This is a genomic window from Pantoea sp. CTOTU46764 (assembly GCF_031974595.1).
GTDB lineage: Bacteria > Pseudomonadota > Gammaproteobacteria > Enterobacterales > Enterobacteriaceae > Pantoea > Pantoea trifolii.
Window position 1 is genome coordinate 26,845 of sequence record NZ_DALYOQ010000019.1, and the last position, 18,744, is coordinate 45,588.

The window sequence follows — 18,744 nt, forward strand, 5'->3', positions numbered from 1 at the left end:
GGCTCATGAGCGCTCCCAACGTAACCGCGCGCATTCTGCGGCTGATTGTCGAAAATGCGCCTATTAGTCAATCCGATCTCAAAGTGCGCAGCGGCCTGAGCATGTCGACGGTGTCGCAAGCCACCAATCGTCTGCTGACCGGCGGCATCGTGCAGGAGTTGGGGCTGCGCCGCGTCTCGATGGGGCGACCCAAAACGCTGCTTGGCCTCAATCCGGATCACGCCAGCGTGGTGGGGATTCAGCTTAACGCCGAACGCAATCTGATGGTGCTGACCGATCTCAGCGGCAACATCATCGGCGAGCAGCAGATTCCTTCCGGCGCGATGACGCCTAAGCAGCTCGGCGATGCGCTGGCGAAGTTTTTGCGCGGCGTTGAAGGCAAAAAGGTGGGGGCGATTGGTCTGGCGCTATCGGGTTTAGTCGATGCCAGCAACGGCGTTTGCGTGCTGTCGCGCGCGCTGGGCTGGGATAACGTGCCGATTGCCCGGCTGCTGGAAGAGCGTTTCTCGCTGCCGGTATTTATTGAAAATGATGCTAACGCGTTGGCAATGGCGGCGCTGGTGTTTGGTCAGCTCGGTCACGCGCAGTCGGCGGTGATTGCTACCTTCGGCAAAGGCATCGGCGCGGGGATTCTGCTCGATCGCCAGCTCTATCGCGGTCGTCACGGCAAAGCCGGTGAGATTGGCGTGTCGCTGCTGGGCGATGGTTCTGAGCGTTTGCTGGAGGATGTGGCATCGTCGCAGGCGATTTTACAGCGCGTGGCGGCCACCGCGAAAGAAGAGGCGCCGCTCACGCTGCGCGATCTCGATGTGCGTCCAACGCCAGAGGTGCTGAGTGCGCTGGCCGAGGCCGGGCAGCATTTAGGGATGTCGCTGGCGAATCTGTCGGTGGCTTACGATCCGGACGTGGTGTATCTGGCGATGGAGCCGCAAATGGCCTCGCGCATTTTGCTTGATCACATTACGCAGAGTTTCCAGACCTACCGTTTGAAGCTGACGCCGCACATGACGCCGCTGCAATTCCTCACCGAATCCAACCGCATGTGGGCGCAGGGCGCTGCCGGGTTCGCGGTGAATAAGTTGCTGGATTTGTTGGCCGCGCAGGCCGATGAGGATATTGCGTAGTAGGGTCGCCATTTATGGCGACCGCCACCATGAACGCACCGCACCCCTTAACGTAACCGCAAACCCTGCTCATCAAACAGCAAACAATGCTCGGCGCGCAGCTGGTAACTCATCCTCTCGCCAATCGCGTGTTCCGCCACGTTACGCTCTTCAATCACCAGCAGCTTCTCTTCGCCGATATCGAGATAGAGATAATTGGTGTGTCCCAGCATCTCGCTAAACGACAATTCGCCGCTGAAACTCACGGCATCTTCATTGCTGCTCACCGGCTGGAAATGCTCCGGACGCACGCCCAGCGTGATTTTCTGCCCTTCGCGGCACGACGCAGCGATCGGCAGCGTAAGCTGATTGATGCCCAGCGCTGGCACGCGCAGCTGCACCGCGCCCGGCGCGATCGCCGCCACTTCGGCACTGAGGAAATTCATCTTCGGCGAGCCAATAAAACCGGCGACAAACAGGTTGTCGGGATCGCGATACAGCGCCATCGGTGCGCCAACCTGCTCAATACGGCCCTGACGCAGCACCACAATGCGATCCGCCAGCGTCATCGCTTCCAGCTGATCGTGCGTCACGTAGATCATGGTGTTGCCCAGCGAGGCATGCAGGCGAGCAATCTCAATGCGCATCTGCAAACGCAGCTCAGCATCGAGGTTCGACAGCGGCTCATCAAACAGGAATATACGCGGATGGCGGATAATCGCGCGGCCAATTGCCACGCGCTGCCGCTGCCCGCCGGACAATGCACGCGGTAAACGGTCAAGGAATTCAGTGAGATGCAGACGTGCCGCCGTCTTTTGTATCGCCTGCTCAATTTCCGCTTTCGGGCGCTTCATCACCTCCAGCGGATAGGCCAGATTGCCGCGCACCGTCATGTTCGGGTAGAGCGCATAGGACTGAAACACCATGGCGATGCCGCGCTCGGTGGCGTGCTGATCGGTCATGTCGGCACCTTCAATCAGCAACTTACCGTCGGTGATCTCCTCCAGTCCGGCAATCATGCGCAGCAGCGTGGATTTCCCGCAGCCGGAAGGGCCGACAAACACCACGAATTCGCCGCTGTTAATGGTGAGATCGATGCCGTGAATCACGTTCACATTCTCGTAGGACTTCTTAACGTTTTGCAGATGCAGGCTGGTCATGCGATGCCTCGAATCAGAGAAGTTGGCCCATATAAATGGCGTTGCTGCGCATAATCGGCGTGAAGCCGAGGCGCTGATAGAAACCGCACACCTGCTCATTCTGCAGGCTGACGCCGAGGTACACGCCCGGCACGCCTGCGGCACGCAGATCGTTTAGCAGCTGTTCAATCAGCTTGCGCCCCCAGCCGCCTTGTTGTGCGGCTGGCAGCAGATTGATGTGCAGATGCGCAGGCCACTGTGTCACCAGCTGATCCGCCGCCGCATCGGGCTGATGAATCGCTTCCAGCACTTTGCTGTCGAGCGCCGCCTGCGGCGCGTAATCGCGATACTGCTGTTGCAGCTGTGGCCACCAATCGCTATTCAGCTTTGCTTCGAAGGCGCGCGTATCGGGCGCGGCGACCGCGTAACCCACCACCTCGCCATGCTGTTCCAGCACATAAGCAAATTCGGGCGCAAAGCGCGCGTAGGGAATGACAAAGCGCAGGCCGGGCAGTGCGGGATCGGAGTAGAGCGCACTGGCATCGGTCCCGGCATTGGCGGTCTCTAAGCAGATGCGCGACAAGGCGGGGAAATCAGCCTCGCTGGCGCGACGAATAACACCTTCAGCCGTCATGGTGGAGCCTCTTGGTCAGGAGATGAACAGATTTTACGGTAAAGAAAGCCGACTTAGTTTTCAAGGTGTAATAATTGCGCTGGCGCACAAAGCTGATGCGAACTATAACCACAATGCATGACGGCGCGCCTGACAAACTCACACGCCACGCCGGTTTACGCGCCAGATGACAACACATTGCCTTTGGCTCTCGCAGCGTAATGATAATAACGATAGGATTTTCATATGCTCTATCAGTAAGTTAAAGCGCTTCACTTGCCTGAGTGATTTATACTGATGCTCAGGCTTTAATCCTCAGTGCCGTCTTGTTTGCGCGCGGAATCGCAGCATCCTCTGCTGTTCCAGTGGCTTTTCTTCTTACTCTTTGCACTGTATCACAGAGCAAAAATTCCGCAGTGGCGATGTTTGACTTTCTTTTGTGCATAAAGTAAGTATGAATTATGTACGTTGTCGCTGCTGAATCAACCTGCCGGGAATCGCAGGTGTCGAGATGAAGGGATGCCAGTCATCTGTTGGAGAAACCGAGCATGATGTGTGATTCAACCAATCGTCCTTCCCGTTTGCAAAGCTCACTGCGCACCGTGTCGCGTCTGGTATCCGCCGGGATTTTGCTCGGTGCGACCATGGCAGCTGCGCAGGCCGTCACCCTGAATGAGTGGGACATTTACAACTATCCGCAGCAGACCGAAGCGGTGGATGAAGCGGTAAAAGCGTTCCAGCAAAAGAATCCGGGCATTGTGATTCAGCGTTCGGTGCACTCCTTCGAAGACACGCGCATTCCGCTTAAGCTGGCGCTGACCGCCGGTGACGGCCCGCAAATCGCCCAGGTGAATCAGGGCGGCGGCGATATGGGCTCGCTGGTGAAAGACAAGCTGCTGTGGCCGCTGGATGATTACGCCAAAACTTACGGCTGGACCACGCGCTTCCCGGATTCAATCCTGAAACGTAACCGCTGGTCAGATAAACAAGATTTCGGCAGCGGCAAACTCTACGGCGTAGCGAGCCTCGGCGAGATGGTGGGTTTGTACTACAACAAAGCGCTGCTGGATAAAGCCGGTGTCGCGGTGCCTAAAACCCTGCCGGAACTCGAACAGGCGATGGAGAAACTCAAAGCCGCTGGCACACCGCCGATGATGCTCGGCCTGCTCGACGGCAACATGGGCCAGCAGCTACTCAGCACCTTGTGGGAAGCGCAGATTGAGAGCAGCGACCGGAAAAAACTCGACGATCTGATTTACGACGTGGGCGGCACGTTCAAAGACGACAAGCTGGTGAAAGCCGCCAACCTGATGAAGGGCTGGAACGACAAAGGCTATCTGTTCCCCGGCTTCCAGGGCATTGGGCATGACGATGCGGCGACCCTGTTCCAGAACGGTCAGGCAGCGTTCCTGGTGAGCGGAACCTGGTATCTCGGCCAGTTTAAAGACAACAAAGATCTGCACTTCGCCGCGATGCCAGCGGGCGAAGGCGTGCAGCATCCACTGATGGTGGGTGGCACCGATCTGGCGTTCTCCATCACCAGCACCGCCAAAGACAAAGCGCAGCAGGATGCCGCAGCGAAGTTCATCGATTACATCGTCTCAGATGAGATGGCGAACCGCTGGCTGAAAGTGGGCTTCCTGCCGGCCGGCACCAGCAAAAATGCGCAGATTCCGGCGGATAACCCGCTGCTGGCGGAAGCCTATCAGGTGTGGGTGACGCTGAATGACAACGATGGTCTCGGCCATTATCTCGACTGGGCCACGCCAACCATGAACGCCGAGCTGAATCAGAATGTGCAGCTGCTGCTGGCGGGACGTCAAACCGCCGACCAGATGGTGATCAACTTCGATAACAACTATCAACGTTACCTGAAAACCCTCAAGCACTGATGACGTACGGCCCGGCGCAAGTGGCCGGGCCGCGAACAGGCCCGCAAGCGAGTACGGTTATGCTGAATAAATCTGCCTGGCGCAATGCGCTCTATCTTCTGCCCGCGGTGCTGGTGTATGCGGTGTTTCTGCTGCTGCCGCTGTTGGCCTCGTTAGGGATCAGCTTCACCGAATGGGACGGTACCTCGTGGCCGATTTTCATCGGCATGGGTAACTATCTGCGCATGTTCCAGGATCCGGTGTTCTGGGTGGCGCTCGGCAATAATGCCTTGCTGATGCTGTTCTACACGCTGTTTCCGATTGGCGTTGGACTGCTGCTGTGCAGCTTCCTGTATGAGACGCGTAATAACAAAGAGCGCAGCGTGCTGCGTATCCTCTTCTTCCTGCCGTACATCATGCCGATGGCGGTGCTCGGCGTGGTGTGGCGCTGGCTGTATAACCCGGCGTTTGGCCCTATCGATCAATTCCTGCGCGCCGTGGGTTTGCCGCAGCTGGCGAAGTCGTGGCTGGGTGATTTTACCTGGGCGCTGCCCGCGGTCGGCTTTGTCGCCACCTGGTACTTCTTCGGTTTCTGCCTGGTGCTGTTTATGGCCGGCTTGCAGCGCATGGATCCCTCGCTGCTGGAAGCGGCCGATCTCGATGGTTCATCACGCCGGCAGAAATTTATGCGCATTACGCTGCCGTCGCTGCGTCCCGAACTGCGTATCGCGCTGCTGCTGACGGTAATCGCCAGCCTGAAAGCTTTCGATCTGGTTTACGTGATGACGCAGGGCGGACCGGGCACGTCAACCATGGTGACCAACATCTTTATGTATAAGCAGGGCTTTGATCTGCACTACTTCGGCTACGCCTCCGCCGTGGCGGTGTTCAGTATGCTGATTGTGTTAATGATCAACGGCTTAATTCATCTTTGTTTACGGGAGCGTCACTGATGCGCGGCACGCCAACTGTCTCACGCGCGCTGATCTGGATTGTCGCGCTGATGACCATTCTGCCGTTTTTAATGGCGCTGATGACCTCGTTCAAAACGCAGATGGAGCTTTTTCAGGGCGTATTCACCTTGCCCTCGTCGCTGAATTTTAAAAACTACGTCACCGCGTGGCAGCAGGGACATTTCAACGTCTACTTCATGAACTCGGTGCTGGTGGTGATTCCGGTGGTGATCTGCAGCATCCTGCTTGGCATTCTGGCGGGATTCGGTTTTGCCTGGCTGAAGATCCCCGGCAAAACGGTGGTTGCCGCGCTGCTGGGCCTTGGCATGGTGCTGCCGAGTGAAGCCTTTATTATTCCCCTCTATCACGAGCTGCGCTGGATGGGCCTCACCAATACCTATCTGGCGCTGATTCTGCCGCAAATTGCCCTATCGCTGCCGTTCACTACGCTGATGATCGCCACCGCGTTGCAGCAGGTGCCGCGCGAGCTGGTGGAAGCGGCGGTGATGGATGGCGCTTCGCGCCGTAAAATTCTCTGGGGTTTGCTGGTGCCAGCAATCTGGCCGACGCTGTCCACGCTGGCGCTGCTGCTGTTTATCTGGACGTGGAACGAGTTCCTTATTCCGTTGATTCTGGTGAATAAAGACGAGCTGCGCACCTTGCCGATCGGCATGATGTTTTTCCAGAACAAAAATACCATCGATATTCCGGTGCTGATGGCGGGCGCGATGATTGTCATTCTGCCGCTGGTGGCGGTGTTCCTGGTGTTCCAGCGCAAATTTATCAGCGGCGTCACCGAAGGCGCGGTGAAATAAACACGTTGTCCACCAGCAAAAGGTTTTGGTCATGCGGCGCGTGCTGCAATAGCGCATCGCCGCTATTCAGGAGAACCGCATGCACGTTTCACTGGCTGATTTCTATCCCATCGCCGATGGCGAAACGCTGGATACTTACTGCTTCCAGCGCGCACTTAATCATCTGGCATCGCGCGGCGGCGGCACGTTGTCGGTGCCGCCCGGTCGCTATCATCTCGGCACCTTAACGCTGGGTTCCAACATCAATCTGCATCTCGAAGCGGGCGCCACGCTGCTCGCCAGTTCGCGCGTCGAGGATTATCAGCAGCAGCTGGCGCAGAGCCAGGCTGAACTGTCGCAGCATGTGCTGATCTACGCCGTCGGACAGCGCAATATCCGCATCAGTGGTAAAGGCGTGATCGACGGTAACGGCGATGCCTGGTTTGCCGCAGAAAAGGACGATCAGGGATATCGCCTGCCGCGTCCGCAGCGCCCGCGCATCGTGGTGTTTGAGGATTGCGAGCAGGTAACGCTGGAAGATTTCACCATCATTCAGGCACCGATGTGGACGGTACATCTGGTGAGTTGCCGTCATGTGCACGTCGATCACCTCACCATCGATAACAGCATGAGCATGCCGAACACCGATGCGCTGGATATCGACAGCTGTGAAGCGGTGTTTGTCAGTAACAGCTACCTGAGCGCGGCCGATGACGCCATCTGCATCAAAACCACTCAAAAACCCGCGCATCTGCGCCGAGCCGCGCGACAAATCATGATCAGCAACTGCCTGCTGCGTTCTTACAGCTGCGCGTTCAAAATCGGTACCGAAACCTTCGACGACGTGGAAGATGTCACCGTCTCCGGCTGTACCATCTTTGATTCCAATCGCGCAATTGGCTTGCTATCGCGCGATGGCGGCCAGTTCCGCCGTTTACTGTTCAGCAATATCACGCTGGCCTGCCGCCATGCGCCGCCGTGCCATTGGGGTAAAGCCGATGCGCTGTTTGTTTCAGTACGCGCGCGCGATCCGGCGATCGCGCCGGGCAGCATTGAGCAGCTGCAATTCAGCAACGTCAGCGGTGTGATGGAAGGGGCAATTAACCTGCATGCGGAACAACCGGGACAGATTCGTGATGTGATGCTGGCGAATGTGCAGCTGCGGCAAGTGGTGGCGGCAGGCGCGGATCAAGGGCATTACGATGTGCGCCCGCCGTGTAATCCCGAATCGCCAACCGGCATGGGCCTCGATAATGCGTACAAACTGGATAGCGCATCGGGTTTAGCGTACGGCGTTGCCGCCTATCCGGATGGCTTGCCGGGCGTGTTTGCGCGCGGTGTGGAGAACCTGCAGTTGCATAACGTGGTAATTGCGCGCCCGCAACCGTTGCCGCACGGCTGGCATGCGGAAACGGTGCAGATTTTGTAGGGTGCGCATTGATGCGCACCTGGATGTTACAGCGCCTGCGCGATAGCCGCGCCCAGTTCCTCGGTTGATGCGCTGCCGCCGAGGTCGCGCGTCAGGCTGTTGCCTGCTGCCAGCGTGCGTTCGATGGCATCTAACACCGCCGCGCCCGCTTCCGCGTAACCGAGATGCTCCAGCATCATTGCGCCACACCAAATCTGGCCAATCGGATTAGCAACGCCTTTACCGGCGATATCGGGCGCTGAACCATGCACTGGCTCAAACAGGCTAGGGAATTTGCCTTCCGGATTGATGTTGGCTGAAGGCGCAATGCCGATGGTGCCGGTACACGCTGGGCCGAGATCCGACAGGATGTCGCCAAACAGGTTGCTGGCGACCACCACATCGAACCAATCCGGATGCAGCACAAAGTTAGCGGTGAGAATATCGATATGATATTTATCGACTTTCACATCAGGATAGCTCGGTGCCATCGCTTCCACACGGCTGTCCCAATACGGCATGGTAATGGCGATGCCGTTGGATTTAGTCGCGGACGTGAGGTGTTTTTTCGGGCGCTTCTGCGCCAGATCGTAGGCAAATTTCAGGATGCGATCGACGCCAACCCGCGTCATTACCGTTTCCTGAATCACTACTTCGCGATCGGTGCCGGGGAACATGGTGCCGCCCACTGACGAATATTCGCCCTCGGTATTTTCACGCACCACGTAGAAATCGATATCGCCGGGCTGACGATTGGCCAGCGGCGCTTTAACGCCCGGCATCAGGCGCACCGGGCGCAGATTGACGTACTGATCAAACTCGCGACGGAACTGCAGCAGAGATCCCCACAGCGACACGTGATCCGGCACCACATCTGGCCAGCCCACCGCGCCAAAGTAGATGGCATCGAACTGGCTGAGCGTGGTGAACCAGTCATCGGGCAGCATTTTGCCGTGCTGCTGCCAATATTCGGCGCTGGCGAAATCAAACCATTGCCACTCCAGCGCAATATCAAATTTCTTTGCCGCTGCATCCATCACGCGGATGCCTTCAGGCATCACTTCTTTGCCAATGCCATCGCCAGGGATGACGGCGATTTTATAGTTTTTGCCGCTCATAGGGTTTCTCGCAGGTTGCTGTTGATGTTCTGTACGCAGTATAACCATGCATCTGTGGGAAATAATTAGCCTGAGCGATAAGCCAATGTTGAATAAAAGTAGAGAATCGCGCACTTCAACCGACGATCTGGCGTTCTTCGTGCGCGTGGCGGCGCTGGACAGCTTAACCGCCGCCGCACGTGAACTTGGCTTATCGCTTCCGGCGGTGAGCAAGCGCCTGAGCCAGCTGGAGCAGCGCTTAGGCGTGCAGCTGCTCAAGCGCACCACGCGGCGGCTGGAGCTGACGGCGGAGGGCAAACGCTATCTGGAGGGCGCGCGTCCGCTACTGGATCAGCTGGCGGAGCTGGAAGAATCGGTGAGCAGCCAAACCTCGGTGCTGCGTGGCTCGCTCAACATCAACGCCTCTTTCGGCTTTGGACGGCGTCACGTCGCCCCTTGTGTGTCGCGCTTTGCCGCGCTGCATCCCGAATTAGCCATGAGTTTGCAGCTCAGCAGCCAGCCGCTCAATTTTCTCGATGCGCGCGTGGACATCGACATCCGCGTCGGTGAACCGCCCGATGCGCGACTGATTGCGCGTAAGCTGCGCACCAATCCGCGCGTGCTGTGCTGCTCACCTGCTTACGCCGCGCGCCACGGCATGCCAGCAAGCATCGCTGCGCTGGCGCAGCACAACTGCATTTTACTGCGCCAGTTCGACAGTGATTTCGCGCTGTGGCGCCTGGGCGACGGTACACAGCAGCTGACGCAAAAGGTGCGCGGCAGCTTAATCACCAACGATGGCGAAGTGGCGATGCAGATGGCGCTAGATGGGCATGGCATTCTGCTGCGTTCGTGGTGGGATGCGCAGCACAGCATCAAACGCGGTGAACTGCTGCATGTGCTGCCAGAGTGGAGCGCCGCCGATGGCGACATTTTTGCCGTCTGGCAGCCGCAGCGTCAGCTGCCGGTACGCATCAGCGCGTTTGTTGATTTCCTGCAAACGGAGCTGTAATTAATAAGTCTATTTTGATTATTTATAATCATCATTGATGATTTGTGAGCAGCTTCAAACAAATTCAGCCCGGTTTACCCTATAAATTGCCCCTATTATGCGTAAATTCATTCTTGTTTGAGCGAAATGAATCATAAGCGTAAGTGGGGTGGCGAAGTGCAGAGACACGCAGTAATAACAACATTGGCCACCTCATCAACGGAACGCGTGAAGCCCAGCGCGTTCCACGACCCTACGTTATCGATGAGGCTGAAATGAAACAATTCTCTACAGAAGGGATGGTGATTATCGTCGGGATTGTCATTGCGTACATCCTGTTCACCACCTGGCTCACCTGGCGCCTGCGCAGTAAAAACAGCGGTGACTTTATGGCCGGCTCCAATGTGATGCCGGCTTTTGTGGTGGGCGTGATGCTGATGTCGGAATACATCGGCGCTAAATCCACCATCGGTACGGCTCAGGCGGCCTTCGAGGATGGCTTTGCCGCGTCATGGTCGGTGATTGGTGCCGCCATCGGTTTCCCGCTGTTTGGCTTTCTGCTGGTCAAACGCATCTACAACACCGGCAAAATCACCATCTCTGCGGCGATCGCTGAACGTTATGGCAACTCCACCAAAAACATCATCTCGCTGATCATGATCTATGCACTGCTGCTGGTTAACGTCGGTAACTACGTTAGCGGTGCGGCGGCGATCTCCACGGTGCTCAACCTCGATCTCACCACCGCAGCGGTGATCACCGCGATCGTCAGTACGTTCTACTTTATGTTCGGCGGCATGAAAGGCATCGCCTGGGTCACGCTGCTGCATAGCGGACTGAAATATATCGGGATTCTGATCATTCTTGGCGTGGCGTTGCACATGACCGGCGGCGTTAGCCCGATGATCAAAGAGATGCCGCATTTCTACTGGACGTGGGATGGCAATGTCGGCGGCAGCACCATCTTCGCCTGGATGATTGGTACCATCGGCTCGATCTTCTGTACGCAGTTTGTAATTCAAGCGATTGCCTCGACCAAAAGTGCCGAGTCCGCCAAACGTGCGACCTGGGTGGCGTTCTTCTTCTGCATGCCGATTGCCATTGCCATCGCGCTGATTGGCGTGGCGGCGAAATACCTGCATCCCGATATCAAAAGTCTTTATGCGTTGCCGGTGTTCCTGCAGGACATGAGCCCGTGGCTGGCGGGGATTGTCACCACCTCATTAGTGGCGTCGATCTTTGTCAGCGTCAGCACCGTAGCGCTGGCGATTGCCTCGCTGGTGGTGAAAGATTTCTACGTGCCCTATCGCAATCCGACGCCGGAGCGCGAGTTCCGCATGACGCGCTGGCTGTCGCTGCTGATCGGTTTCCTGCCGCTGATTTTCGTGTTGTTCGTGCCGGAAGTGTTGAAGCTCTCATTCTTCACCCGCGCCATTCGTCTGTCGATTTCAGTGGTGGCAATCATCGCCTTCTATCTGCCGTTCTTTAAAAGCACGCGCGGCGCTAATGCCGGCCTGATTGGTGCCTGCGTCATGACCTCGGTGTGGTATCTGCTCGGCGATCCTTTTGGTATCAACAACATGTATGTGGCGCTTGTCACGCCTGCGGTGATCATGGTGATTGACCGCCTGATCCCGTCAAGCCAAACCGATGAAAAAAAAGCCCCGAAATCTTCAATGCAAAACAGTGGAGCCTGAAATGAGTGATGTAACCCTTACCGTTGAACGCAGCGGTAACCTCTCTCCGCACGCACAGGATGCGCAACAGCTCACGGCGATGCTGCCTTCGGTCTGCCCGCAGAACCACGCGGCGAATCTGCTGCCGCTGCCCAATGGCGACCTGCTGTGCGTATGGTTTGGTGGCACGCAGGAGGGGATCGCCGATATTTCTGTGTGGTGCTCGCGGCTGGAAAACGGCAGCACGCAGTGGAGCGAGGCGCAAAAGCTGTCGGACGATCCCACGCGATCCGAGCAGAATCCGGTGCTATTCCTCGATCCCGACCAGGTGCTTTGGCTGCTGTGGACAGCGCAGAAATCTGGCAATCAGGACACCGCGATTGTGCGCTATCGCCAGTCACGTGATTTCGGCCGCAGCTGGGGCGCAATCGACACTTTGCTCGATCAGCCCGGCACCTTTATTCGCCAGCCGATTGTGGTGCTGCCAAACGGTAACTGGCTGCTGCCGGTGTTTTATTGCCGCACGCAGCCAGGCGTGAAATGGGTGGGTAACGATGATATCAGCGCGGTGAAAATTTCCAGCGATAAAGGCCAAAGCTGGCGCGATGTGGCGGTGCCGGACAGCCTGGGCTGCGTGCATATGAACATTACGCTGCTGCAGGATGGCAGCTTGCTGGCGCTGTATCGCAGCCGTTGGGCTGATTTCATCTATCAAAGCCGTTCAACCGACGGTGGCGAAAGCTGGAGCGCGCCGCTGGCGACTGACCTGCCAAACAACAATTCGTCGATTCAGGTCACGACGCTGCACAACGGCCATCTGGCGCTGGTGTTTAACGCCATGAGCGCCAAAGATGCCAGCGAGCGCCGCTTATCGCTGTATGACGAAATCGAAGATGAAGAGGATGATGGCGATGTGGCGGTGGCGGCTGAGCCGGTGGTGCACAGCGGACGCACCGCATTTTGGGGCGCACCCCGCGCGCCAATGACGCTGGCGATTTCCGCCGATGGCGGCAACAGCTGGCCGTGGCAACGTAATCTCGACGAGGGCGACGGCTATTGCATGACCAATAATTCGCAGCAAAAGCTTAACCGCGAGTTCTCCTATCCGAGCATTAAACAGAGTGACGATGGTGCGCTGCATGTGGCTTACACCTATTTTCGTCAGGCGATTAAATACGTGCGCGTCGATGAAAGCTGGGTGAAAGGATGAGCAGGCCGCGACACGCGCTGGTGACGGGCGTCAGCTCTGGCATTGGCGCGGCCATCGCCGATCACCTGTTGCAACAAGGTTGGCAGGTGACCGGTTTTAGCCGCACGCCGGTGCAGAAAGATCATCCGGCGTTCACCTCGGTCAGCGTGGATTTGCTGGATGCCAATCTGCTGAAGCAGGCGCTACTGGCGATGCCAAAGATGGATGCGCTGGTGCACGCTGCGGGCATGATGGCGGCTGCGCCGCTTGGTGAGCTGGATGAGGAGCAGAGCGCGCGTTTGTGGTACTTGCACGTGCAGGTGGCACAGATCATGGCGAATGCTTTGCTGCCACAGATGGCGCAGGGCGATCGTATCTTGCTGATTGGCAGCCGTACGTCACGTGGCGCGGCGAATCGCAGCCAGTACGTGAGCACCAAAGCGGCCATGGTGGGCATGGCGCGCAGCTGGGCGGCGGAACTGGCACCCAAAGGCATTACGGTAAATGTGATTGCGCCGGGCGCGACGGAGACGCCCATGCTGCAGCAGCCTGGCCGCACCAGTTCACCGCCAAAGTTGCCGCCGATGGGGCGCTATATCAAGCCAGAGGAAGTGGCGGCGCTGGCGGGATTTGTGCTGTCGCCCGCCGCCGATGCGATTACCGGGCAGGAGTTGGTGATTTGTGGTGGGGCGTCGTTGTAGTTTTTTCCCTCACCCTAACCCTCTCCCAAAGGGAGAGGGAATTGAATAGTGCACCGGTTTGCTCCCTCTCCCTGTGGGAGAGGGCTGGGGTGAGGGCAACAAGCCGCACCTACCCGCGCCGCAATCCCGCCACATCCACCTGCCACTGATTCAGCTTGTTATACAGCGCGGTGCGTGAAATCCCTAGTAGCTGCGCGGACTGGCGCAGATTGCCTTTCTGCTCGCGCACCACCTGCATCACATGCTGGCGCTCATTCTCCTGTAGCGAGCTCAATTCGCTGGCGACAGGCGCGTTACGCAGCACCATCTCTTCCGGCAGATCGTGGCGATCAATCTCCAGCCCTTCACACAGATTCACCATGCGCTCGACCAGATTCTCCAGCTCGCGCACGTTGCCGGGCCAGTGCCACGCCTGTAAACAGCTCATCGCCTCGGCGGAGAGCTGCGGCGCGATGCGCTTTAGCCGGGTGCAGAGCGCCTGAATAAAGGTATTCACCAGGCCGGGAATATCCTCCTGACGCTCGCGCAGCGGCGGGATCTCCAGCGAAATCACATTCAGGCGATAGTAGAGATCGCGGCGGAACGCGCCTTTCTCCACCGCATCCAGCAGATTGCAGTGGGTGGCGGCGATGATGCGCACGTTGACCTTGATGGGATGCGCCGCGCCGATTCTCACCACTTCGCCTTCCTGCAGCACGCGCAGCAGGCTGGTTTGCGCCTCGAGCGGCATTTCGCCAATCTCATCGAGGAACAAGGTGCCGCCATCCGCCAGCTCAAACTTGCCCGCCGAGCCGCCGCGCATCGATCCGGTAAAAGCACCATCGACATAACCAAACAGTTCGCTCTGCACCAAATCACGCGGCAGCGCGCCGCAGTTGAGCGCGATAAAGGCTTCCTGCTGGCGCGGGCTGGCGTTGTGAATCGCCTGCGCGAACAGCTCTTTGCCGGTGCCGCTTTCGCCGGTTAATAACACGGTGCTGTCGGAGCGACTGCTGGCGCGCGCTTTCTGAATCGCTTGCAGCACGCGCGGCGCGTGCCCGCGAATCATCTCAAAGGTGTAGCTGGCGCCCACGCCCATCACGCGGCGCGTAATGGCGCGGATACGCTGGTTCTCGCGCAGCGACAGCACGCGGCCGCCGTCGGGCGCGGGCATCAGCGAAATCAGGCAGGAAAGGGGATGGACGCCATCCGGCATAAATTGCAGCTCACGATCATTGCAGAACGGCATGGTGAGCAGCGATCCGCCTTGCGGTTGCAGCAGCACATCGATCGGCCCAGCGTGGGGATCGAGGCCGCTAAAGATCTGGCGGGCATAGCGATTCAGCGTTTTGATGCGACCGTGGCGATCGCAGACGATCACGCCTTCGTTCAGGGTTTCGAGGATCGACTGCTGCTCGGCCAGCAAACGGCGCAGCATCAGCTGCTGACCGACCGCTTCCGCTGCCGCCTGCACCGTGCCGAGCGTGTGCGCATTGAAGTTGTCGGGCGTGGCGGTCAGCGTGAGTACGCCAAGCAGCTGGCCGGTGGCATCGCGCACCGGCGCGGCGGCGCACTGGCGATAGCGTTTGCGCAGATCGAGCTTCCAGTTTTCGCCGCTCAGCACATACACCAGCCGCTGCTCAATCAGGCAGCGTGCGGTGCAGTTGGTGCCGAGTACCTCTTCGCGCAGGATGCTGCCGACCGGCGTTAGATCCGCGCCGCAGAAATGCAGCGTCACACCTTGCGCATCGGTCAGGTTGATGTGGCCATCCGGGTTATACGCCAGCAGGTTTTCCATGATGCTGCGCGCTGCGAGGATCAACTCGGCGTTGTGCTCAAGGATCGCCGCCAGTTCCGTCGCGGGCGGCGAGACATAGGCAAAGGTGGCGGGATCGATCGCGCGCTGCTGCGATCGCTGCCACGACTGCAAAATGCTGTGCCGCATCCAGCCGGGCTGTTCACCGCGTTCGAAGCTGTGCCAGCCCTGCCACAACAACGTATCCCATTCACCCACCTCCGCGCTGTCCGGCAAGCTGAAGATCGGATCGCTTTCATCTTTAAACGGCAAACGCTCACTGGCACGCATGTCACACTCCTGACCAAGGTGGAATGTCCATTTTATTGACATGTGAAGTTGACATGTAAATTTTGTTGCCAGATTGTGAGCTATATCTGTGTTATGCCTCACATAAAGCGGCGGATTGCAGTTGGCATCGCCTTTGCACTACAGATTGCACATCCCTGCGCTCGAATGAGCACATCCAAAACAAAAAGGAATAGGTCATGACATTTCATCTTAAGCCAGTACGCGTCGGCCTGATTGGCGCCGGACGCATGGGCAGTTTCCACGCGGAAAACCTGGCCTGGCGCGTGCCGGGAGCGATCCTGGCGGCGGTGGCCGATCCGCAACCGGGCGCCGCCGACGCGCTGACCAACAAGCTGGGCGTCGCCCAAGCCTATAGCGATCTGCATGCGCTGCTGCAGGATCCCGACATTGAAGCGGTGGCGATTGCCGCACCGGCGCGCACGCACGCCGAATGGGTGATCGCCGCCGCGAATGCCGGCAAGCATGTGTTCTGCGAAAAGCCGATGGCGGTGACGCTGGATGAGGCGGATCGCGCGATTGCTGCCGCGAAAGCGGCTGGCGTAGTATTGCAGGTCGGTTTTAACCGCCGCTTTGATTCCGGCTTTGCTGCAGCGATCGCCGCGGTGAAAGCGGGTGAGAATGGCACCACGCAGCTGAGCCGATCGCTGACGCGCGATCCCGGCCTGCACGATCCTTCGCGCATCCCGCAGTGGACGATCTTCCTCGAAACGCTGATCCACGATTTTGACACGCTGCTGCATTTCAACCCCGGCGCGAAGCCGGTGGAAGTCTATGCGCTGGCCGATGCGCTGGTGCGTCCGGATTTTAAAGACAAAGGCTTGCTCGATACTTCGGTGGTCACTATTCGCTTTGATAACGGCGCGATTGCCACCGCTGAAGCCAACTTCCAGGCGGTATACGGCTACGACGTGCGCGGCGAAGTGTTCGGCAGCAAAGGCATGCTGCAGGCGGGCCACATCAACGTTAACAACTGCGTGCGCTATCACCAGGATGGCATCGCGATTGAAACCTCACGCATGGATTCCGACCTGCTGCGCGAAGCCTATGTGGCGGAGATGGCGGAATTTGCCCGCTGCATTCGCCGTGGCGAAACGCCGCGCGCCACCGGTGAAGATGCGCGTAACGCGCTGGAGATCGCGCTGGCCTGTATCGACTCGGTGCAGCAGCAGCAGCCGATCAATCTGGGAGGTCGCTAATGGCCGGTTATCAGCTATCGGTTTGTGCCGAAATGGTGTTTCTCGATCTGCCTTTTGTCGAGCGCGTGAAACGCATTCATGAACTGGGCTTTGGCGTCGAAATCTGGGGCTGGGCCGACAAAGATATCGATGCGCTGGCAGCAACCGGCGCGCGTTTCACCTCAATGACCGGCTACCTCAGCGGCAACCTGACCGACGATAACGAGATCCAGCAGCTGCTGCAAAGTGCCGAAGCGTCGCTGGCGGTGGCCGAGCGGCTCAACTGTCCGGCGTTAAACCTGCACGGCACCGGGCTGGATGACATAGGGTTGCCGGTCAAACCGGTGGAAGTGGTGACCGGCGCGATGTGGCTGAAAGCGGCCGATACGCTGCGCAAAGTGGCGCAACTGGGCGAGCGCGCCGGACGCGTTTTCACGCTGGAGAACCTTAACTTGCCGGTTGATCATCCCGGCACGCCGTTCGCGCTGGCCGCCGACACGCTGGCGCTGGTGGAAGCGGTAAACAGTCCAGCGCTCAAGATGAACCTCGACCTGTATCACGCGCAGATCGGCGAAGGCAATTTGATCGAATTGATTCGCCGCTGTGGTTCGGCGATTGGGGAGGTTCAGGTGGCGGATGTGCCGGGGCGTCAGCAGCCGGGGACCGGTGAAATTAACTATCGCGCGATCGCCCGCGCGCTGCACGAAGTCGGCTATCAGGGCACCGTGGCGCTGGAAGGCTGGGCCAGCGGCGAAAGTGGTGCCGCGCTGCAGCAGTTCCGCGATCACTTCACGCTTTAACGGTTCCTCCGCCGGGTATTTGCCTGTTGCCCGGCGTTAACTCGATGAAATAAATAATAATATCTCAACCCTACAGGACTAACCCATGAACATCAGAAATGTGATGCTGTGCCTCTGCGCATTGCTGCTCAGCCTGAGCGCGAGCGCTAAAACCTTCACCGTCGGCGTCGCGCTGGCGAACTTCGATCTCAACTTCGTTTCGATTCTGCGCACCCAGATGCAGGAGGAACTGAAAGCCAATCAGCTCAACAGCCAGTTTGTCGATGCCAAAGGCGATGTGGCGCTGCAGGTGCAGCAGGTGGATGATTTTGTTAACCAGGGCGTCGATGCCATCATCCTCAATCCGGTCGACACTCAGGGCGTATTGCCGATGATTACCGCAGCGAAAAACGCCGGTATTCCGCTGATCTTCGTCAACCGTAAACCGGAAGTGAAGCTGGCCACCGACATGGCGTATGTCGGTTCTGACTCGACGTTGGGCGGCGAAATGCAGATGGAAGCGCTGGCGAAGAAGATGAACTACAAAGGCAACGTGGCGATTCTGATGGGGGCGCTGTCGAACGAAGAAGCGCGCGAACGCACCCGCGCGGTGGAAGCGGTGATCGCCAAATATAAAGATATGAAGGTGATTGAGAAGCAGAGCGCCAAATGGCAGCGCAACGAAGCGGTGGATGTGGTGTCGAGCTGGCTGCTGAATCAGCGACCGATTGACGCTATCGCGGCGAATAATGATGAGATGGCGATTGGTGCCATCATGGCGCTCAGTCAGGCGAAGAATGAGAAGATTTTGGTCGCCGGTATCGACGGCACGCCAGATGGTCAGCAGTTCGTGAAGAACGGTAAAATGACACTGACCATTTTCCAGGATGCAAAAGGGCAGGCGACCGGCGCGGTGCAGGTGGCGAAAGCGCTACTGGAGAAGCAGAAAGTGCAGGCGTTTAACTGGATTCCTTATCAAACCATTACGCCTGAGAACTACGCGCAGTTCGCCGCGAAATAACTTTTTTAGCTGACGAAAACTCTCCTGCTTGCAGGGGAGTTTTACGCCGGAAACCCGATTTATTTCCCCTCCACTTCGCTTTATTTGCCTAACTCTGACTGATAAACTCCGGCTGCAACCAGAATCGCTTCTGGTTAATAATTACTCA

The 18,744-nt window shown here is 58.1% G+C and carries 16 protein-coding genes; 12 read left to right on the plus strand and 4 right to left on the minus strand.

The window, feature by feature from the left end; genetic code table 11:
- Positions 1–5: 5 nt before the first annotated feature.
- A complete protein-coding gene (locus RTM06_RS09275; protein WP_312181626.1) occupies positions 6–1,124 on the plus strand; it encodes an ROK family transcriptional regulator in 1,119 nt (372 codons plus the stop codon).
- 47 nt (positions 1,125–1,171) lie between these two features.
- Here the strand turns inward: RTM06_RS09275 and RTM06_RS09280 are convergent, their stop codons facing one another.
- Together RTM06_RS09280 and RTM06_RS09285 are read right to left on the minus strand one after the other, a co-directional pair.
- A complete protein-coding gene (locus RTM06_RS09280; protein WP_312181628.1) occupies positions 1,172–2,263 on the minus strand; it encodes a sn-glycerol-3-phosphate ABC transporter ATP-binding protein UgpC in 1,092 nt (363 codons plus the stop codon).
- Between the two features lie 13 nt (positions 2,264–2,276).
- Complete coding sequence (locus RTM06_RS09285; RefSeq protein WP_256698200.1) at positions 2,277–2,876, minus strand: GNAT family N-acetyltransferase; 600 nt, start codon at positions 2,874–2,876, stop codon at positions 2,277–2,279.
- A gap of 527 nt (positions 2,877–3,403) precedes the next feature.
- Between RTM06_RS09285 and RTM06_RS09290 the strand changes: the two genes are divergently transcribed.
- The 4 genes from RTM06_RS09290 to RTM06_RS09305 all read left to right on the plus strand — a co-directional run bounded on the left by RTM06_RS09290 (position 3,404) and on the right by RTM06_RS09305 (position 7,902).
- On the plus strand, positions 3,404–4,747 hold the full coding sequence (locus RTM06_RS09290) for an ABC transporter substrate-binding protein (RefSeq protein WP_008105576.1): 1,344 nt from the start codon (positions 3,404–3,406) through the stop codon (positions 4,745–4,747).
- Between the two features lie 59 nt (positions 4,748–4,806).
- Positions 4,807–5,679 carry a carbohydrate ABC transporter permease gene (locus RTM06_RS09295; protein ID WP_061718332.1) on the plus strand — a complete coding sequence of 291 codons (873 nt, stop codon included), beginning with the start codon at positions 4,807–4,809 and terminating at the stop codon, positions 5,677–5,679.
- Entirely contained in the window at positions 5,679–6,494 is an 816-nt protein-coding gene (locus RTM06_RS09300; RefSeq protein ID WP_256698201.1) for a carbohydrate ABC transporter permease, read from the plus strand. Before RTM06_RS09295 ends, RTM06_RS09300 begins: the two co-directional genes overlap by 1 nt.
- 79 nt (positions 6,495–6,573) lie before the next feature.
- The gene (locus tag RTM06_RS09305) at positions 6,574–7,902 is read left to right on the plus strand and encodes a glycoside hydrolase family 28 protein (RefSeq protein ID WP_312181632.1); all 1,329 of its coding nucleotides are present in this window, start codon (positions 6,574–6,576) and stop codon (positions 7,900–7,902) included.
- Positions 7,903–7,928: 26 nt separating this feature from the next.
- On the opposite strand, the gene RTM06_RS09310 is transcribed toward RTM06_RS09305, so the two are convergent.
- Positions 7,929–8,999: a tartrate dehydrogenase gene (locus RTM06_RS09310; protein WP_312181634.1), complete on the minus strand. Its 1,071-nt coding sequence runs from the start codon at positions 8,997–8,999 to the stop codon at positions 7,929–7,931.
- Between the two features lie 85 nt (positions 9,000–9,084).
- Between RTM06_RS09310 and RTM06_RS09315 the strand changes: the two genes are divergently transcribed.
- The 4 genes from RTM06_RS09315 to RTM06_RS09330 all read left to right on the plus strand — a co-directional run bounded on the left by RTM06_RS09315 (position 9,085) and on the right by RTM06_RS09330 (position 13,535).
- Positions 9,085–9,990: a LysR family transcriptional regulator gene (locus tag RTM06_RS09315; protein WP_179452016.1), complete on the plus strand. Its 906-nt coding sequence runs from the start codon at positions 9,085–9,087 to the stop codon at positions 9,988–9,990.
- Between the two features lie 254 nt (positions 9,991–10,244).
- Positions 10,245–11,666, plus strand: coding sequence for a sodium:solute symporter family protein (locus RTM06_RS09320; RefSeq protein WP_154154614.1), 1,422 nt, complete (start codon positions 10,245–10,247; stop codon positions 11,664–11,666).
- A gap of 1 nt (position 11,667) precedes the next feature.
- Positions 11,668–12,855 (plus strand): sialidase family protein, encoded by a 1,188-nt coding sequence (locus RTM06_RS09325; protein ID WP_312181637.1) that lies wholly within the window; start codon positions 11,668–11,670, stop codon positions 12,853–12,855.
- Positions 12,852–13,535, plus strand: a complete 684-nt coding sequence (locus RTM06_RS09330; RefSeq protein ID WP_312181639.1) for an SDR family oxidoreductase — start codon at positions 12,852–12,854, stop codon at positions 13,533–13,535. The genes RTM06_RS09325 and RTM06_RS09330 overlap by 4 nt, the downstream gene beginning before the upstream one ends.
- Positions 13,536–13,644: 109 nt before the next feature.
- Here RTM06_RS09330 and RTM06_RS09335 read toward each other — a convergent pair whose 3' ends face one another.
- The gene (locus RTM06_RS09335) at positions 13,645–15,600 is read right to left on the minus strand and encodes a sigma-54-dependent Fis family transcriptional regulator (protein WP_312181640.1); all 1,956 of its coding nucleotides are present in this window, start codon (positions 15,598–15,600) and stop codon (positions 13,645–13,647) included.
- A 197-nt stretch (positions 15,601–15,797) separates the two neighbouring features.
- Between RTM06_RS09335 and RTM06_RS09340 the strand changes: the two genes are divergently transcribed.
- The 3 genes from RTM06_RS09340 (at position 15,798) to RTM06_RS09350 (ending at position 18,596) form a co-directional block, all read left to right on the plus strand.
- A complete protein-coding gene (locus RTM06_RS09340; RefSeq protein WP_312181642.1) occupies positions 15,798–16,817 on the plus strand; it encodes a Gfo/Idh/MocA family oxidoreductase in 1,020 nt (339 codons plus the stop codon).
- A complete protein-coding gene (locus RTM06_RS09345; RefSeq protein WP_312181644.1) occupies positions 16,817–17,596 on the plus strand; it encodes a TIM barrel protein in 780 nt (259 codons plus the stop codon). Before RTM06_RS09340 ends, RTM06_RS09345 begins: the two co-directional genes overlap by 1 nt.
- Before the next feature lie 85 nt (positions 17,597–17,681).
- Positions 17,682–18,596 carry a substrate-binding domain-containing protein gene (locus RTM06_RS09350; protein ID WP_312181646.1) on the plus strand — a complete coding sequence of 305 codons (915 nt, stop codon included), beginning with the start codon at positions 17,682–17,684 and terminating at the stop codon, positions 18,594–18,596.
- Positions 18,597–18,744: the final 148 nt, after the last annotated feature.

Excerpts from the sequence above, each read along its gene's own strand:
- RTM06_RS09350 (WP_312181646.1), top strand. The coding sequence starts at position 17,682 with ATGAACATCAGAAATGTGATGCTGTGCCTCTGCGCATTGCTGCTCAGC.
- RTM06_RS09295 (WP_061718332.1), top strand. The coding sequence starts at position 4,807 with ATGCTGAATAAATCTGCCTGGCGCAATGCGCTCTATCTTCTGCCCGCG.
- RTM06_RS09280 (WP_312181628.1), bottom strand. The coding sequence starts at position 2,263 with ATGACCAGCCTGCATCTGCAAAACGTTAAGAAGTCCTACGAGAATGTG.
- RTM06_RS09300 (WP_256698201.1), top strand. The coding sequence starts at position 5,679 with ATGCGCGGCACGCCAACTGTCTCACGCGCGCTGATCTGGATTGTCGCG.
- RTM06_RS09275 (WP_312181626.1), top strand. The coding sequence starts at position 6 with ATGAGCGCTCCCAACGTAACCGCGCGCATTCTGCGGCTGATTGTCGAA.
- RTM06_RS09315 (WP_179452016.1), top strand. The coding sequence starts at position 9,085 with ATGTTGAATAAAAGTAGAGAATCGCGCACTTCAACCGACGATCTGGCG.
- RTM06_RS09330 (WP_312181639.1), top strand. The coding sequence starts at position 12,852 with ATGAGCAGGCCGCGACACGCGCTGGTGACGGGCGTCAGCTCTGGCATT.
- RTM06_RS09290 (WP_008105576.1), top strand. The coding sequence starts at position 3,404 with ATGATGTGTGATTCAACCAATCGTCCTTCCCGTTTGCAAAGCTCACTG.
- RTM06_RS09345 (WP_312181644.1), top strand. The coding sequence starts at position 16,817 with ATGGCCGGTTATCAGCTATCGGTTTGTGCCGAAATGGTGTTTCTCGAT.
- RTM06_RS09320 (WP_154154614.1), top strand. The coding sequence starts at position 10,245 with ATGAAACAATTCTCTACAGAAGGGATGGTGATTATCGTCGGGATTGTC.
- RTM06_RS09310 (WP_312181634.1), bottom strand. The coding sequence starts at position 8,999 with ATGAGCGGCAAAAACTATAAAATCGCCGTCATCCCTGGCGATGGCATT.
- RTM06_RS09340 (WP_312181642.1), top strand. The coding sequence starts at position 15,798 with ATGACATTTCATCTTAAGCCAGTACGCGTCGGCCTGATTGGCGCCGGA.
- RTM06_RS09285 (WP_256698200.1), bottom strand. The coding sequence starts at position 2,876 with ATGACGGCTGAAGGTGTTATTCGTCGCGCCAGCGAGGCTGATTTCCCC.
- RTM06_RS09325 (WP_312181637.1), top strand. The coding sequence starts at position 11,668 with ATGAGTGATGTAACCCTTACCGTTGAACGCAGCGGTAACCTCTCTCCG.
- RTM06_RS09305 (WP_312181632.1), top strand. The coding sequence starts at position 6,574 with ATGCACGTTTCACTGGCTGATTTCTATCCCATCGCCGATGGCGAAACG.
- RTM06_RS09335 (WP_312181640.1), bottom strand. The coding sequence starts at position 15,600 with ATGCGTGCCAGTGAGCGTTTGCCGTTTAAAGATGAAAGCGATCCGATC.